Below are 15295 nucleotides of genomic sequence, written 5' to 3' on the forward strand. Positions count from 1 at the left end.
CCCGTAATATAAGAACCCCTCCCCGCCGTTGCCTGCGGCTCCGGTTCCCCTCCCCGTAAACGGGGAGGGGCTGGGGGTGGGGTTCCAGATGCCAAAACTATTGCCGATGGTCAACGATGGTAACGCGATCGCTCACCTGGGTCACTTTATCCTGAGACTCAATCTCATTCACAGCGGTCAGATTCTCCTGAGGTTCAACGCTACGGTCAGTCGGAGCAGTTCTCGAAGTCGGAGAACGTGGCACATCGTAGATAGCCCACTCTTGAATGCCGCGATTGCTCAGAACTGATTCGGCACGTTCGACATCGTCTTCGGTACCATCTACCATAACCAGATAATCACCGCGAGCCACAAGGTTGTTATAAACTTGCGCTCGATCTTCTGGAATTCCTAAACCTAGCAATGCGCCAATCAAGCCACCTGCGGCTGCGCCGATTCCACTCCCCGCAAGGGTCGTTGCGATCGCGGTCGCAGTCGCGCCAGCCAACAAAATCGGGCCAACTCCAGGAATCGCCAATACACCCAAACCGACTAATAAGCCAGTCAGACCGCCTAAAGCACCCCCAGCGATCGCTCCCGTGGTGGCGCTTTCATCAACGTTATTGTCATCAACGCGATCGCTCACTTCGACGCCAGCGATTTGATCCTGGGTGTCTGCATCTCTGGCGACGACAGAAACTTTACTCATCGGAAAGCCAGAATTATTCAGCTCGTGAAGCGCATCTTCCGTATCCTGACGGCTGAGAAAGGCACCAACAGCACGCTTGTGTTGGCTGAAATCTCGATCGTTGTCATCTTCCGTGGGGACATAGGCGACGGGAGACATGGCACCCAGCGGATTGAGTCCCAATGAAGAGGAATAACCCGTCGCCAGGGGATCGAGTCCTAACGGGGAAGGATACGTGCTGCTGATCGGATCGAAGGGGGTTGAGGAAGAAGTGCCATAATTGTCAGGAACCGCCGCAACCTCGCTCACATCGTAGACACCCCAATGCTGAATACCCTGTCGGTTCAAAATCAATTCAGCGTGATTAATTTCCTCTTGCGTACCCTCGACGATGACTAAATAATCTCCTTGGGAGACTCGGTGGTTGTAAACTTTGGCTTGTTCTTCAGGAATTCCTAAACCCATCAGTGCCCCGGCAATTCCACCTGTCGCAGCACCAACGGCACCCCCGATTATCGCATCTCCCAGAATAGAAGCGATCGCACCTCCTGCGAGAACCGGACCAAATCCTGGAACTGCTAACGCACTTAAGGCTCCCAGGATGCCAACCAAGCCGCCGACGGCACCGCCTGCGATCGCACCTGCTGCTGCACCTCCACCGGCTTCATTGCCGCCTCTGTAAGGGTTGACTTCAACACCAGCTACCTCATCTTGCCGACTGGTATCTCGTGCCACCACAGAAACCGTGTTCATGGCAAAACCAGAATCCCTAAGCTCGTTGAGCGCATATTCCGCTTGTTCAGGGGTAGAAAATACGCCGACAGCTCGCTTGTTTTGGTCGAGGGTCATTTTTTCCTCCTAGAAGTATGCAATAACTTCCGTCAGCACAAATTTACAATCAATTTTTTATTTATGCACTTTTATCAGTTTTCTCTTTTTTTCTACACTTTTCATCAGCCTGAAGATGTAAAATTTTTTTCTCTATCAATAGATGAGTAAAAGATATGCTTCTGTCAGAACCCAATGCATTTTCCGCATCAGTTTTTTTGATAAAAAACTCTTTTCTGTTTTTGCTCATTTTTTCGCCTCCCCCTATTTCTTGCCCTTAGGATGAGTGGAAAGACCCTTATACTTTGGCTTATCCAGTAAAACTAACCCTTAAAACTGCTTCTATTTCTGGGAAGGGAAAAAACTTATGTTTTCCAAGGAGAGGAATCGCCAAGAGATTAACCGACATTTATCCAGGGGAACCGGCTCCTAGAGCATAAATGGGAAGATCCTGCCCCGATGACCCAGAGAACTTTTTCCGAACAAAGCGCGGGAATTGCCACTCATTCGTTCGGTTATACCACCACCGATAGAGGGCAACTATCGGTACGCTCATAATCAGAAGTAATTTAAAGACGCACCGCCAATTGATTGCCGTTAAAGGGGTGGATCTTTGTGCAAAAAAAGTGGTTACTGCCAAGCATCAGTGAAATATTAGCCCAGAGCGAACAGGCTGGGGCAAGTCCTGTTGTGCCTTCTATCGATCAGACAGCAGAAAAGCAGACAGCAGAAAAAGCGAATGGATTGCGCCCTGTCAGTCGGACAGGGCGAGAGTACGCTCGTGCGTCGCGGGAGTGGTGTGGAGCGATCGCTGCTTTGGAACAGTTGCTGCTGCAAGTTCTAGAACCTGCCACTGATTCTCCTCAAACCTTGGGCCTAGTTTTAGCGGGTCCCGTGCCGGTTCTGTGCCACCCAGCGATAATGGCTCGCGTACACACCGGGATTTTTACAGCAGAGCGATTTAATCCTCTGGCATTAATGCCGTTTCTGCTGCCTCCAGCCACAACTCAGCCGAAGGAAAACGAACCTCAATCGACTTCTAACTACCCGTTAATCCCTGCCGATCCCTTAACAACCGAACAGTTTTGTGTGGTTTTCACACCACGGTTCAGCTTAGTGATGGTCGTTGGAGAAGATATTACAGGTGTCCCAGCTTTCCAATATTCTTTTGATCCGGAAGTCGTAACCCAAGCGTGGCAAAGTTTGCGATCGCGCTTGTTACTGACTAGCCTTCATCTCGTGGGTCAGTTAGAAACTTTAGTTGAACGCTTTGCACCCCAAGCGCCTGATTACCGAACGGTTATGCAGTTTAGCCGCTTGTTGTTGAAACATTTGCCCGAAGAAGTCAGAGGTGAACATCGGAAAGATGCCGATGTACCTCGTCTTGGGTGTGGGCAAGAAGCAAAAGGTAAAGAACTAGAAAATAATTCTGAACTGCCCATTTTGAATTCTAAATTAATTGAAAATTCAAAACTGAAAATTCAAAATTCTAATGATGTCGAATTACTCCAAGCTTTTGCCCACGAAGTCCGGACGCCGCTGAGTACCATTCGCACCTTAACGCGGCTGTTGCTCAAGCGCCGTAAGGAATTAGCACCAGATATCATCAGGCGTTTGGAAGTGATCGATCACGAGTGTACCGAGCAAATCGACCGCATGGAGTTGTTTTTCCGAGCGGTGGAATTAGAAACAGAACCGATTAAGCGATCGCCCGTTCACCTGACGGCGATGTCGGTGGCGCAGGTCTTCCAAAACAGCATTCCTCGTTGGCAAAAACAAGCAAATCGTCGCAACTTAACCTTAGAGGTGGTATTACCGCAAAAGCTCCCCGCTGTTGTTAGTAATCCCGCCATGCTCGATCAGGTACTGACTGGGTTAATTGAAAACTTCACCCGCAGTATCCCCGCAGGCGGTCATATTCAGGTAGAGGTGACACCCGCCGGAGACCAGCTAAAGTTGCAACTCCAGTCTCAAAACCAACCTGACGAAAGCGGCAACTCTCTAGCAGCAGACAACAACCCACCAACGCGCAAGTCAATTGGTCAGCTATTGATGTTCCAGCCAGAAACCGGATGTTTGAGCCTCAATCTCAATGTCACCAAAAATCTCTTCCAAGCGTTAGGAGGAAAACTGATTGTGCGCCAAAGACCCCAGCAAGGTGAGGTCATGACGATTTTCCTACCGTTAGATGTGGATGGTTCCGGCATTTGGAATGCTTGATGGGTAATCACGGGATAGCGATCGCTATCCCGCCACCAATGCGAGTCTTACGTCTAGCATCCGATCTTCGTTACAGCCGCGATCGCTGGACAGTCTCTTTGTGTCTGGGCTATGACAGTGTAGCTAATGCCGCACATCTACACCTGTTGCTCCAGCCATGCGACTCCCAAAAATCGGACTGACCTTATTCGCCATGCTTCTTGCCAATGCTGCCGCGCCGGTTGCTGCCAATTTTCCAGCAACTTCAGCACCCAAAGCGTTGGCTCAAACTCCAGATGCCCGGAAAGCGGAAGCAGCGAGACTGGATGAGCAAGCATTTGACCAGTTTCTTGCCAATCAACATGAAGCGGCATTACAGTCTTGGCAACAGGCACTCTTGATCTACCAGGAACTCAAAGACCGCCGAGGCGAGGAGTTGGTGCTAGAAAAGATCGACATGGTTTATGAGACTCAAGCAGACCGCTTACGCAAACAAGGAGCTGGGCAGTACTTTACCAGCCAATGGGAAGCGGCATTACAGTCTTTGGAACAGTCACTCTTAATCTACCGGGACATCAAAAACCGAAAAGGCGAGGCATTGGCGCTAGGAGCGATAGGACTGGTTTATGACTCTCTAGGTGACTATGCCAAAGCGATTGATTACACTCAGCAGCAGTTGGCGATCGCGAGAGAAATAGAAGACCCTCTCAATGAGAGGGCGGCATTGGCTAATCTGGGAGGGATTTACCTTAACTTGGAAAACTACCCTAGGGGGATTGAGTATTCTCAGCAGGTATTAGCGCTCGTCGCAGCAGAGGGATTTCCAGATCCACAAGCTGAGGGGAAAGCAGTAGCCAATCTAGGAGCAGCTTACGTTTCTCTGGGAGACTATGCCAAGGCGATTGGCTACCTTCAGCAGCAGTTAGCCAACGCACGGGAAATAGAAGACCGACGAAGCGAGGGGGCGGCACTGGGCAATTTGGGAGTCGCTTACAGTAACCTTGGAGACTATGCTAAAGCGATTGAATCCTCTCAGCAGCAGTTAGCGATTGTCCGGGAAATAAAAAATCGACGAAGTGAGGGGTTGGCACTGGCTAATCTGGCAACAGCTTATATTTTTTTAGATGACTATCCCAAGGCGATTGATTATAGTCAGCAGAGTTTGGCGATCGCAAGAGAAATCAAAGATCGACGCAATGAAGGAGCTTTACTAGGTAATCTGGGAGTGGCTTACCGTCGCCTTGGGGACTATGTTAAAGCGCTTGAATCCTCTCAGCAACAGTTAGCGATCGCACAAGAAATTCAAAACCGTGAAAGCGAAGGGATAGCTCTGCAAAATATGGGTTTTACTCTCTACAAACAGGGCAATTTCGTAACCGCAGAGCCAATTTTAATGGATGGAATTAAGGTTCTGGAATCTATCCGAGCGGGCTTAGGCAGTAACGATGCGAATAAGGTGTCAATCTTTGAAAGGCAAATTGGCACGTACCAGATATTACAAAAAGTCCTCATTGCCCAGAATAAAACTGAGCCAGCACTAGAAATTGCGGAGCGGGGGAGGGCACGGGCCTTTGTGGAATTACTCGCTGATAGGTTGCAGGATGACAGGTTACAGGTTGAAGGTTCAGCTCAACCTTCTAACCTTCAACCTCCTACCATTGAGCAAATTAAACAAATTGCTAAAGCGCAAACCTCGACACTCGTTCAATATTCGATTATTTACGACACATTCAACGTTCAAGGTAAACAACAAGCTCAAGAATCAGAACTTTATATTTGGGTCATCAAGCCTACAGGTGAAGTAACGTTTCGCAGGGCTGATCTGAAACCTCTGTGGCAAAAACAAAACATTTCTCTAGAAGAACTTGTTACTAGCAGCCGTGATTCCATCGGCGTTAGAGGTCGTGGCCTTGCCGTTACCTCTAAAGTGGATAAAACCAGCACTAATAAACGATTACAGCAACTCCATCAACTACTGATTCAACCGATTGCTGACCGATTGCCAAAAGACCCCAACGACCGAATTATTTTCATCCCTCAAAGTGAACTGTTCCTAGTTCCCTTCCCAGCACTGCAAGATGCCAGTGGCAAATACCTCATTGAGCAACACTCTATCGTGACAGCACCCGCAATTCAGGTTCTGGAGCTAACCCGCAAGCAACGGCAACGTGTATCGGGAAAGGAAGTGCTAGTGGTAGGCAATCCTACAATGCCTAAAGTTGCTCCTAAAATGGGGGAGAAACCGGAGCCGTTATCTCAGCTACCGGGTGCGGAACAGGAAGCAAAAGCGATCGCTTCTCTCCTCAAAACAAAACCTCTGATTGGCAAGCAAGCCACCAAAATAGCGATCGCGCAACAGATGCCCAAAGCGAAGATTATTCATCTGGCGACACATGGATTGCTGGATGATTTCAAAGGTTTGGGTGTACCAGGTGCGATCGCTCTCGCTCCATCTGAGCAGGATACTGGCTTACTCACCGCTAGCGAAATTCTAGACATGAAACTGAATGCTGAGCTAGTTGTACTGAGTGCTTGCGACACTGGCAGAGGCAAAATTACCGGCGATGGCGTTATCGGGCTATCTCGCAGCTTAATTACTGCGGGCATACCCAGTGTAATTGTGTCCCTCTGGTCGGTGCCAGACGCCCCTACAGCATCCTTAATGACCGAATTTTATCAAAACCTGCAAAAGGATTCCGACAAAGCGCAAGCGATGCGTCAGGCGATGTTGACAACAATGAAGCAACACCCCGATCCGAAGGACTGGGCGGCTTTTACGCTTATTGGAGAAGCACAATAATTAAAACTAAAACATAGAAACTCTTCTGTTTTTAATTCTTTCGCCCGTTGGCTAAGCTCCGTGTAGCTGTTGCTCTTCACTTCGCTCAATTGTAGGCTTTAGGCGACGGGGTGAATACACAGATTCAGTATGAGTTGCCTGTCGAATTGGAATTTGAATTACAAACTCAGATCCCTCGCCGGGTGCGGAAACACACTTAAGCTGACCACCATGTTTTTCTACGATCTGATAGCAAATTGATAATCCTAAGCCGGTACCTTTACCCACAGGTTTTGTTGTGAAGAAAGGGTCAAACATTTGACACCGTACCGCTTCCGTCATCCCAATTCCGTTGTCTTCAATCCGGATCGCCACCTGATTTTTGCCTACTAATTCGGTGCGAATCCAAATAGTTGGGGGTTGGTAATTGATATTTTCTTCCCCATGAGCTTTTACCCACGCTTCTTTAGCGAAGACTTCTTCAAGGGCATCAATGGCATTACTGATAATATTCATAAACACCTGGTTAATCTGCCCTCCCAAACACTCCACAGCAGGGAGATTGCCATATTCTTTAATAACTTGAATCCCAGAGCGTCCCGCTTTTGCTTCTAGTTGATTTTGTAATATCAGAAGAGTGCTATTTATCCCGTCGTGGATGTTCACAAATTTCTGTTGCGCTTCATCCAATCGGGAAAAGTTTCGCAAAGACAAGACCAAATCCCGGATGCGGTTAGCTCCTACCTTCATCGAGCCTAAAAGTTTCGGGAGATCCGTCTTCAAAAAATCCAGGTCAATTGCCTCGATTTCTATTTGAATTTCGGGTACTGGCTGAGGATGATGCTTGATATAAAGTTGTAGCAGATTCAGCAAATCTTGGACATATTGACCGGCATAGCTGAGATTGCCATAAATAAAATTAATCGGATTGTTGATTTCGTGGGCAATACCGGCAACCAGTTGCCCCAAACTGGACATTTTTTCGGTTTGAATTAGCTGAGCCTGGGTTTTTTGCAGTTGGTGTAAAGTTTGTTCCAGATGCTCGGCTTGTTTTTGGAGAGATGAGATCAATCTTGTCTTTTGCGCCTCAGATTTCCGCAACGCCGTCTCTACTGCGACACGCTCAATAATGTCCTTTTTGAGAAGCGCATTCGCTTGAGCCAATTCCGCCGTTTGTTCTTCTACTTGTTTTTTTAAGTTATCGTGCGCTTGCCGCAATGCCTTTTCAGCTCGTTTCCGCTCAGCAATCTCACAACGCAATCGCTCGTTGCTGTTTTCTAATGCTTTGGTACGCTCTTCTACTGCCTGCTGCAATACCTCAATGACATTGTACATATCCGCTGGATTCAGCACTTGTAGCAGGCTGGTTTGGGAGACAATGCCGAGTAATTCACCCTGATTGCTAGCAACCACCAGACGCCGCACGCGCCGCCGTTGCATTTCTTGATGAGCAACCCATAGGGAATCTGAGGGTTGCAGGCAAAATAACGGTGTACTCATTACGTCTATTGCCTGCAATTTCGCCAAGTCCAATTCCATCGCCTGAAACTGCACCACATCTCGCTCAGTGACAATCCCTACCGGAACTGGAAATTGGGAATTAAGCGTCTTTATTTCCTTATTCTCAATCCTGTTCTCCCTCTGTTCTGTGATGACTACACAGCTGACTAGCTGACTTGCCATGATTTGGGCTAAATCGAGAACAGAAGCCGTTACAGGCGCATGAACGACTTGGGATGTCATCACATCCGCAACGTATCGCAATCGCGTTAGAAGATTAACGGGTTGCAGCGCTTTGCGAATACTATCGTGCGTGACAATTCCGACTACCCCTGCATTATCGTCAATGATTGGCAGATGGCGAATTCGGTGCTGACGAAATAGGGAAAGGGCAGTGAAAACATCGTGAGCATCCGATTGCCTGAGGGTAATGGCTGGTTGCGTGATGACATCGGCAATTTTGACGTTGATTAGGGAAGCTCTGGCGGCAGTTAGTCTAACGATATCGCGCTCTGTAAAGACTCCCACGAGCTGCGATCCCTGCATTACCAAGACACAATGACCTGCGGCATCGGCGGTGTCAAAATCGCTCTCCTCTTGTGACAACCAACAGGATGCAGGGTGCGGCAATGCGGCATTCATTCCCTCGCCAGCCTTCTGGCTTGCATCTTCTGAAGCTGCACTGGTGTCTCCTTGTGTCCTGCTGGACAACTCACAACTACTCCGTAACTGGCTCATTAGCGCCAGGACATCAAGGAGGGGTGTGTCAGGTGCTACAGTCAGAGGCTGACGATCAATGGCAGGATCTAGAGATAAGCAAGGAAGCGGCAGAGCGTTGGGCTGCATTATGAACCCATCCAGTAATTTCCACGGGGGTACTGTTGGCAATTGTAAACTGCGATACACCCAAACTGATGGTTATTCTTAGTTATGTGCAATAAATCATTACCTTATTGCAATAAATATTTATGTGTTCTTAAAGAAAAATAAATCACTAGATAGAGGGCTAATTCATAAATTGTCTCTCCAACATCAATACAGTTAGCTAAGAGAACACATTCCCCTTTCTGGGCGGGAGTCCAATGTTTTTAAACTCTATTTCTAAACTCTTCAGAAATGAAGGATTGAGGATATTTTTTCTTATAAAAAAAGAATAATAACAAGGTTCGAGCAATGGCTCAAAAGCGGGATACCCTACAAGAACAGACTCCTTAAATCCAATTTTGTGCTGGTATACTGCACCTAAAAATAATTTACGAATAAGCTTAATTATTAGGTTAAAGGCTAATTGCTAATTGGGCAAAAACATCTTCGATTAGCGATTAGCCATTCATTACTCAGGCTTGAACAACACCAAAATCTTATCAACAATCGCATCGCCAGCGCGGGTTTTTAGAATAGAATATGCTAATTCAATGAAAGTAAAATCAGGGCAATTGTCGGTTTTAATCAATTTGCTGGCAGGATAAAAAGTAATATCGTTAACCATCCCTTCATTAGTTATCCCTGTTTGCCAGCCTGTTTGATTCCAGGACAGGGATTTGCCACGTAAAGTCAACTGAAACCACTCGATATTATCTTCTCGCAGGTCAATAAACAGATCGAAATAAGGTTCTCCACCCTGATACCATACTCTTTTGACCCCATCTCCCTTGGCTGAGGTTAGCTTCTGATCGATCTGTCGCAATGAAGCACCCAGCCCAGCAATCTCATCCCGATCCATAGCCATATCCATTTTTCGCATAGCAGCAAAGTTAATTACGTCACAATCAATCTGGGTGTAGGTTGACAGTTCGTTAAATAAGTAAGGCACAGATTCTCTCTTTAGAACATATTGTTGGATACGAGACTTCTGAGGGTGACTCCGGATTGAGATCGGGTTAGAGGCTGCAAGCCAGCGACCAGCGGTAAAAGAAAAACCGACTTGTCAGCGCAGGTTTGTCCATCTAATTGGCTATTTATAAATATTTTGCTTCAACCCGCCTTTACGCAACGAACAAACTTCATCGTTTTATCTGCCCTGCCTGGACGGAGAGAATTTGAGAAGAATTCAACCATTGGGCATCGAAGGAACCTAAGTGAGTGGTGGTAATCAGGGTCTGAAAGCGGTCTTGAATGGCATCTAACAGTTGGTTTTGGCGGTTTGGGTCTAACTCGGCTAGAACATCATCAAGCAACAACAGCGGCGGTTCTCCAACGACTTCTTCAATCAGCTTTAGCTCTGCCAGCTTCAGCGCCAAGACGAGGGTTCGCTGCTGACCTTGGGAGCCATAAATTCTTGCTGGTGTTTGGTTGATGGTAAACTCAACTTCGTCCCGGTGGGGACCGACGAGGGTTGTGCCTTGGTGGCGTTCGACGACCCGACGCTGTTGAATTTTCTCTAAAAAAGCTTGCTGCACCGCTTCTGGGTCGTCCTTTTCCAGGGTGACATTGGGGGCATATTTCAATTCCAGCACTTCAGCTCTACCGCTAATGCTAGCGTGCCAAGCCTGAGCGAGAGGTGCCAGCCGTGTCAGGACTCTGGCTCGACGACGGGTGACGCGAGAACCCGCGATCGCTAATTGGACATCCCACAACGCTAATTCAGAGTCCCGATTCAAGTCTCCAGACTCGGTGACAACTTCCTCTTGCCTGCTGGCAGAAGAAGGTTGGGCTTTTCTCGCTTCTTGTCTTAATAAGGCGTTGCGCTGTCGTAATACTTGGTTATATTGCTGCAAAATGTGGGCGTAGACGGGTTCCAACTGGGTGAGGATGGAATCTAGCCAGTTGCGACGTTGTTCGGGGGCACCTCGTACCAGATCCAAATCTAAACTGGAGAATTCTACAGCGTTGAGGACGCCGAGAAAATCCATCTGGCGTCGCAAAGCTTCTTGGTTAATAGCTGCGGTGCGACGCCCTTGAGTGCGGAGGGTCAAAGCCAGATCCACTAAGCCGTTAGCCCGTTCCAGTGTTGCTGTAATTTTACCGTCCGCCGAGCCTTCGCGGATCAGGTCGCGATCGCGTCCGGCTCGATGGCTTTTGAGAGTTGATAGTAACTCGACTGCTTCCAAAAGATTGGATTTCCCTTGGGCATTATTCCCCACCAAAATCGTCTTAGGAGCCTCGAAATCAACCTCGCAGTCTAAGTAGTTGCGAAACTGTCGGAGGTGGAGAGTTTTGAGATACATAGCTAATGGGTCATTGGTGATTATTTTCAGCCTAAATTCTTCCGATAACCAGTCCTAAATGCCCCATTACCTATTAGCGATTACTGATTACCGTCTGCCTTTGTAGAAAAAACGGATAAACAGTTTTTCCATTTCCACCCAAACGAACATTAAGGAACTGAAGGCGATACAAATACCGAGTTCTGTGAGGGTGAGATAGTGAGTTCCAAAGAAAGAACGCAGAGGGGGTACGTAGACGAGCATTAGCTGCAACGCCGTGGTGACAACCACTGCTCCCCACAAATACAGGTTGGTAAAGGGATTTAACTCGATCGTCAGTCGGCTGTTAGAACGAACCGCTAAAGCGTGTCCCATCTGAGCGAGACACAAGGTTGTAAAGACCATCGTTTTCCAAACGTCTGGATTTCCCTGATAGCCGGGTGCATGAGTATAGTTGTAAGCCCATGCCATCAAAGCAATACTGATAATCGCAAAGATAATCCCAATCCGAACCATGTAAGCACCCAGCCCTTGGGCAAAAATACTTTCGCGGGGATTCATGGGAGGACGGCGCATCACGTCGGGTTCTGCGGGTTCTACGGCAAGGGCGAGAGCGGGTAAACCATCCGTAACCAGGTTCATCCACAGAATCTGCAACGGCGAGAGCGGAACGCCTCCCAAGCCAAGGAGCGGTGCAGCTGCAATGGTCAACACTTCGCCGATATTGCTGCCCAAAATGTATTTAATAAAGCGGCGAATATTACTGTAAACAGTCCGCCCTTCTTCGGTAGCAGCGACGATGGTGGCGAAGTTGTCGTCCAGTAGCACCATATCGCTGGCTTCTTTGCTAACATCGGTGCCGGTAATGCCCATTGCAATGCCGATGTCGGCTTGTTTGAGGGCTGGGGCATCGTTGACGCCATCGCCGGTCATGGCGACGAATCTACCGCGACGTTGGAGGGCTTGGACAATGCGGAGTTTGTGTTCGGGGGCAACACGGGCGTAGATATTGACTTCGTCAACGACTTGATCTAGCTCCTCGGGGCTAAACTTTTGCAGTTGTTGACCTGTGAGGACGCGATCGCCTTCTTGGGCTATCCCTAAATCTTGGGCGATCGCTTGTGCTGTCAGCTGGTGGTCGCCAGTAATCATCATGGCTCGAATTCCAGCGGCTTTGCATTTGGCGACTGCGTCCCGCACTTCCGGACGCGGAGCATCCTGCATTCCGACTAAACCCAGCCAAACCAATTCTTGCTCATGTGTTTCCTCCGATCCTTCGGGCGGAACAGTGTCTAAAGGCTTGTAAGCAAATCCCAGCACCCGCAAGCCCTTACTTGCCATCTGGTTGTTTTGCTCCAGAATTTGAGTTCGTTGCTCATCGCGCAGAACTTCACTCTGGTCGCCTACCTGAATTTGTGTACAACGCTCCAAAATCAACTCTGGAGAACCCTTCGTAAACATCAGATGGCTGCTAGAAAAAGGCGTGTTTTGAATCCAAGCTCTCGCTTCGCAAATCACGCTCATCCGCTTGCGTTCGGAGGAAAAAGGAAACTCGACAAGGCGCGGCATTTGGCGGCTGAGCGGTTCTTTATCAATTCCTCCCTTACCGGCAAGGACAATTAATGCCCCTTCGGTGGGATCGCCGAGAATCGCCCACTCATTTTTGTCGTGCTGCAACATCGCGTCGTTACAAAGCACGCAGCCAAGCATGAGGGTTTGCAGATCCCGATACTGGTCTGCGGATACCTGCCGCTCGTCCAGATAAAATTCTCCGGTGGGGATATAACCTTCGCCGGTAACGCGGAAGGTGTGGTTTGCCGTGTCTACCCGCTGCACCACCATTTTATTTTGGGTGAGGGTGCCGGTTTTATCTGAGCAGATAGTCGTGACGGAACCGAGGGTTTCTACCGCAGGGAGTTTGCGAATCAGTGCGTGGCGGCGTACCATCCGCTGGGTTCCCAGCGCCAACGTCACCGTGATCACGGCTGGCAAGCCTTCTGGGACTACTGCCACTGCCATTGAGAGAGAAACTTCCACCAGTTCTTGCAAGACGCCCCAATCCCAACGTCCAAGGCTGAAGCGGCTTTGGAGCAATCCACCCACCACGACCAAAGCGACTAAGATCAAAGAACCCGATACCAGCACGTTGCCCAGTTGGGACATCCGCTGTTGCAGGGGGGTCGCTTCGCTTTCGACGGATTGCAGCATATCGGCAATTTTGCCGAGTTCCGTCTTCATGCCAGTGCCAGTGACGATGACCTTGCCGCGTCCTTGGACGACTTCAGTACCTTGAAAGACTAAGTTAATGCGATCGCCCAACGCGGTTTCTTCACTCAGATGCACCGCTGCCTGCTTACTCGATGGATGGGCTTCGCCGGTTAGTGCCGATTCCCGCACTTGCAGATTGGATTCTTCAATTAGACGCCCGTCGGCTGAAACCTGCACCCCTGCTTCTAGGAGCATGATGTCTCCTGGAACAAGATCCTTGCCGTCTACCTCTATTTGTCTGCCATCTCGGATCGTTCGCACTTTCGGAGAGGAAAGCTTCTTGAGAGCGGCAAGTGCTTTTTCGGCGCGGCTTTCCTGGAGATAGCCCAAGACGCCGTTAAGGATGACAATCAGTAAAATTGCAATCGTGTCCTTGAAGGGAATTTCACCAGGGGCTAATCTTCCAGCGCGTAAATCCACTAAGTCTAGAATCCCAGAAATCAGCGCTACTAGAATCAGCATCAACAACATGATGTTCTTGAACTGATCGAGCAAGATTTCCCAGGTACTTCGACCCGCAGTTTCTTGCAGTTCGTTGGGACCGTATTGCTGCAACCGCTGTTTGGCTTCCTGGGTCGTCAGACCTGCTTCTGGGTCGCTTGCTAGCTGCTCCAGTGTCTTGTCCACTGGTAGAGTATGCCAGACGCTTGCTAGATCGGGTTTTGAATGTGAAGGAGATGGGGTCACGGGAAATGCTTTAACACCTACTAGCACTTAATCATAGGGCTTAAATCCGGTGACTGGGAGGTATTTTAAGGAGTGCGTAGGGGTGATTGTGGAACCAAAACCGATATCGCTTCAGGAATTAGGCGAAATTTGGCAGGCGTGTAAGTGGTGATTTCACCATCCGTATTAATCGGGAGAGGTTTCAGTGTGGATACTTCAATTTCCCGCCCTTGAAGACTTCTCACCTCAGACCATTCTGCTTGTTTTCCTTTGAGCATGGCAGGTAGCAAGCGGACGATCTGCCATGCATTTTGAACTTCCAAGCTGTACAGATCCAAGCGCTGGTCGTCAATACTAGCATCGTCAGCGACGGTCATGCCACCGCCGTAATATCGACCGTTTCCGACTGCAATTTGCACGGTTCTCACCTGGATAGATTCGTCATTGAGACGAATTTCTGCGAGAAACGGTCGCGATCGCCCAACCACCTGGATGGCGGTGACTGCGTAGGCGAAGACTCCCCAGCGTTGCTTAATTTCTTTGGTTAGCTGCTGAGTAATTTGCACGCTCAATCCGAGACTTGCAACATTGAAGAAGTGCTTTCCATTCACCCAACCTAAGTCAATTCGCTGTTCTTGACCTGTTGCGATTACCTCGCAAGCTTCAGGGAGGGAGACAGGAACGGAAAGGGTTCGTGCCAGATCGTTGGCTGTTCCTAAGGGCAGGATGCCCAGGGGGAGTTGGGTGTCAATTAGACCCTCGGCGGCAGCATTTAGGGTGCCATCTCCGCCACCGATGATAACGAGATCGACGCGATCGCAGTAGCGACGGATAATTTCTGGTAGCTGCTGGGGCTTTTGTGTGGACTCTTCTTGCAGGTCAAAGCCTAACTCCTGCAATTTGGCAACCGCCTCTGATAAACCCTCTTTTCCTCGGCGTGCGTGGCGATTTAGCAGCAACAATGCTCGCCGGTTCATGTTGAGCCTCTTCCATTAATTGTTAATTATCTTGACAAACCTTTGATAAAAAGAAATCTATCTGGGGAGGCAAGAGGAATTGAAGCTTGAAGGAGAATTTTAGCTAACCCCAAATCTTAACTTGACAATTTGCTACTTTGTAACTTTGATAATTTTTGGGTAGTGCTGAATAGTAATGGTCACGAACGAAGAGAGGCATTGTAATGATGCACAAAGTACCAAATTGCCCCAATATGATTGCTCAATTTTTTAGAGAACGATAACG

Annotated in this window: 11 protein-coding genes and 1 pseudogene; 3 read left to right on the forward strand and 9 right to left on the reverse strand. The window is 48.7% G+C overall.

Annotated elements, in window-relative coordinates:
• Window positions 1–97: 97 nt before the first annotated feature.
• The 3 genes from H6H02_RS20770 to H6H02_RS20780 form a co-directional block, all read right to left on the reverse strand.
• Window positions 98–1516, reverse strand: a complete 1419-nt coding sequence (locus H6H02_RS20770) for a general stress protein (RefSeq protein ID WP_190821286.1) — start codon at window positions 1514–1516, stop codon at window positions 98–100.
• Between the two features lie 61 nt (window positions 1517–1577).
• Window positions 1578–1745 carry a hypothetical protein gene (locus H6H02_RS20775; RefSeq protein WP_190821288.1) on the reverse strand — a complete coding sequence of 56 codons (168 nt, stop codon included), beginning with the start codon at window positions 1743–1745 and terminating at the stop codon, window positions 1578–1580.
• A 159-nt stretch (window positions 1746–1904) separates the two neighbouring features.
• On the reverse strand, window positions 1905–2051 hold the full coding sequence (locus H6H02_RS20780) for a hypothetical protein (protein WP_190821290.1): 147 nt from the start codon (window positions 2049–2051) through the stop codon (window positions 1905–1907).
• A gap of 59 nt (window positions 2052–2110) precedes the next feature.
• On the opposite strand from H6H02_RS20780, the gene H6H02_RS20785 reads away from it, so the two are divergent.
• The 3 genes from H6H02_RS20785 to H6H02_RS20795 are packed head-to-tail and all read left to right on the forward strand — an operon-like array spanning window position 2111 to window position 6494.
• On the forward strand, window positions 2111–3715 hold the full coding sequence (locus H6H02_RS20785) for a HAMP domain-containing histidine kinase (protein ID WP_190821292.1): 1605 nt from the start codon (window positions 2111–2113) through the stop codon (window positions 3713–3715).
• Window positions 3715–3897, forward strand: coding sequence for a hypothetical protein (locus tag H6H02_RS20790; RefSeq protein ID WP_190821294.1), 183 nt, complete (start codon window positions 3715–3717; stop codon window positions 3895–3897). Before H6H02_RS20785 ends, H6H02_RS20790 begins: the two co-directional genes overlap by 1 nt.
• Window positions 3873–6494, forward strand: a complete 2622-nt coding sequence (locus tag H6H02_RS20795; RefSeq protein ID WP_190821296.1) for a CHAT domain-containing tetratricopeptide repeat protein — start codon at window positions 3873–3875, stop codon at window positions 6492–6494. Before H6H02_RS20790 ends, H6H02_RS20795 begins: the two co-directional genes overlap by 25 nt.
• Before the next feature lie 51 nt (window positions 6495–6545).
• On the opposite strand, the gene H6H02_RS20800 is transcribed toward H6H02_RS20795, so the two are convergent.
• From H6H02_RS20800 to H6H02_RS20825, 6 genes and pseudogenes are all read right to left on the reverse strand, one after another.
• Window positions 6546–8819, reverse strand: a complete 2274-nt coding sequence (locus H6H02_RS20800; RefSeq protein ID WP_190821305.1) for a CBS domain-containing protein — start codon at window positions 8817–8819, stop codon at window positions 6546–6548.
• A gap of 487 nt (window positions 8820–9306) precedes the next feature.
• The gene (locus tag H6H02_RS20805; protein ID WP_347342634.1) at window positions 9307–9786 is read right to left on the reverse strand and encodes a hypothetical protein; all 480 of its coding nucleotides are present in this window, start codon (window positions 9784–9786) and stop codon (window positions 9307–9309) included.
• Window positions 9787–9976: 190 nt separating this feature from the next.
• Window positions 9977–11140, reverse strand: coding sequence for a DNA replication/repair protein RecF (gene recF, locus H6H02_RS20810; protein WP_190821307.1), 1164 nt, complete (start codon window positions 11138–11140; stop codon window positions 9977–9979).
• Window positions 11141–11227: 87 nt separating this feature from the next.
• Entirely contained in the window at window positions 11228–14074 is a 2847-nt protein-coding gene (locus tag H6H02_RS20815) for an HAD-IC family P-type ATPase (RefSeq protein WP_190821309.1), read from the reverse strand.
• Between the two features lie 65 nt (window positions 14075–14139).
• Complete coding sequence (locus tag H6H02_RS20820) at window positions 14140–15030, reverse strand: lipid kinase (RefSeq protein ID WP_190821311.1); 891 nt, start codon at window positions 15028–15030, stop codon at window positions 14140–14142.
• 179 nt (window positions 15031–15209) lie between these two features.
• Window positions 15210–15295 (reverse strand): annotated as a pseudogene (locus tag H6H02_RS20825) (IS1 family transposase); the annotation flags it as partial.

This window comes from Coleofasciculus sp. FACHB-1120 (genome assembly GCF_014698845.1).
GTDB lineage: Bacteria > Cyanobacteriota > Cyanobacteriia > Cyanobacteriales > FACHB-T130 > FACHB-T130.

Coding starts and splice junctions, on each gene's coding strand:
- H6H02_RS20800 (WP_190821305.1), bottom strand. CDS start 8,819: ATGCAGCCCAACGCTCTGCCGCTTCCTTGCTTATCTCTAGATCCTGCC.
- H6H02_RS20820 (WP_190821311.1), bottom strand. CDS start 15,030: ATGAACCGGCGAGCATTGTTGCTGCTAAATCGCCACGCACGCCGAGGA.
- H6H02_RS20780 (WP_190821290.1), bottom strand. CDS start 2,051: ATGAGCGTACCGATAGTTGCCCTCTATCGGTGGTGGTATAACCGAACG.
- H6H02_RS20770 (WP_190821286.1), bottom strand. CDS start 1,516: ATGACCCTCGACCAAAACAAGCGAGCTGTCGGCGTATTTTCTACCCCT.
- H6H02_RS20795 (WP_190821296.1), top strand. CDS start 3,873: ATGCGACTCCCAAAAATCGGACTGACCTTATTCGCCATGCTTCTTGCC.
- H6H02_RS20775 (WP_190821288.1), bottom strand. CDS start 1,745: ATGAGCAAAAACAGAAAAGAGTTTTTTATCAAAAAAACTGATGCGGAA.
- H6H02_RS20790 (WP_190821294.1), top strand. CDS start 3,715: ATGGGTAATCACGGGATAGCGATCGCTATCCCGCCACCAATGCGAGTC.
- recF (WP_190821307.1), bottom strand. CDS start 11,140: ATGTATCTCAAAACTCTCCACCTCCGACAGTTTCGCAACTACTTAGAC.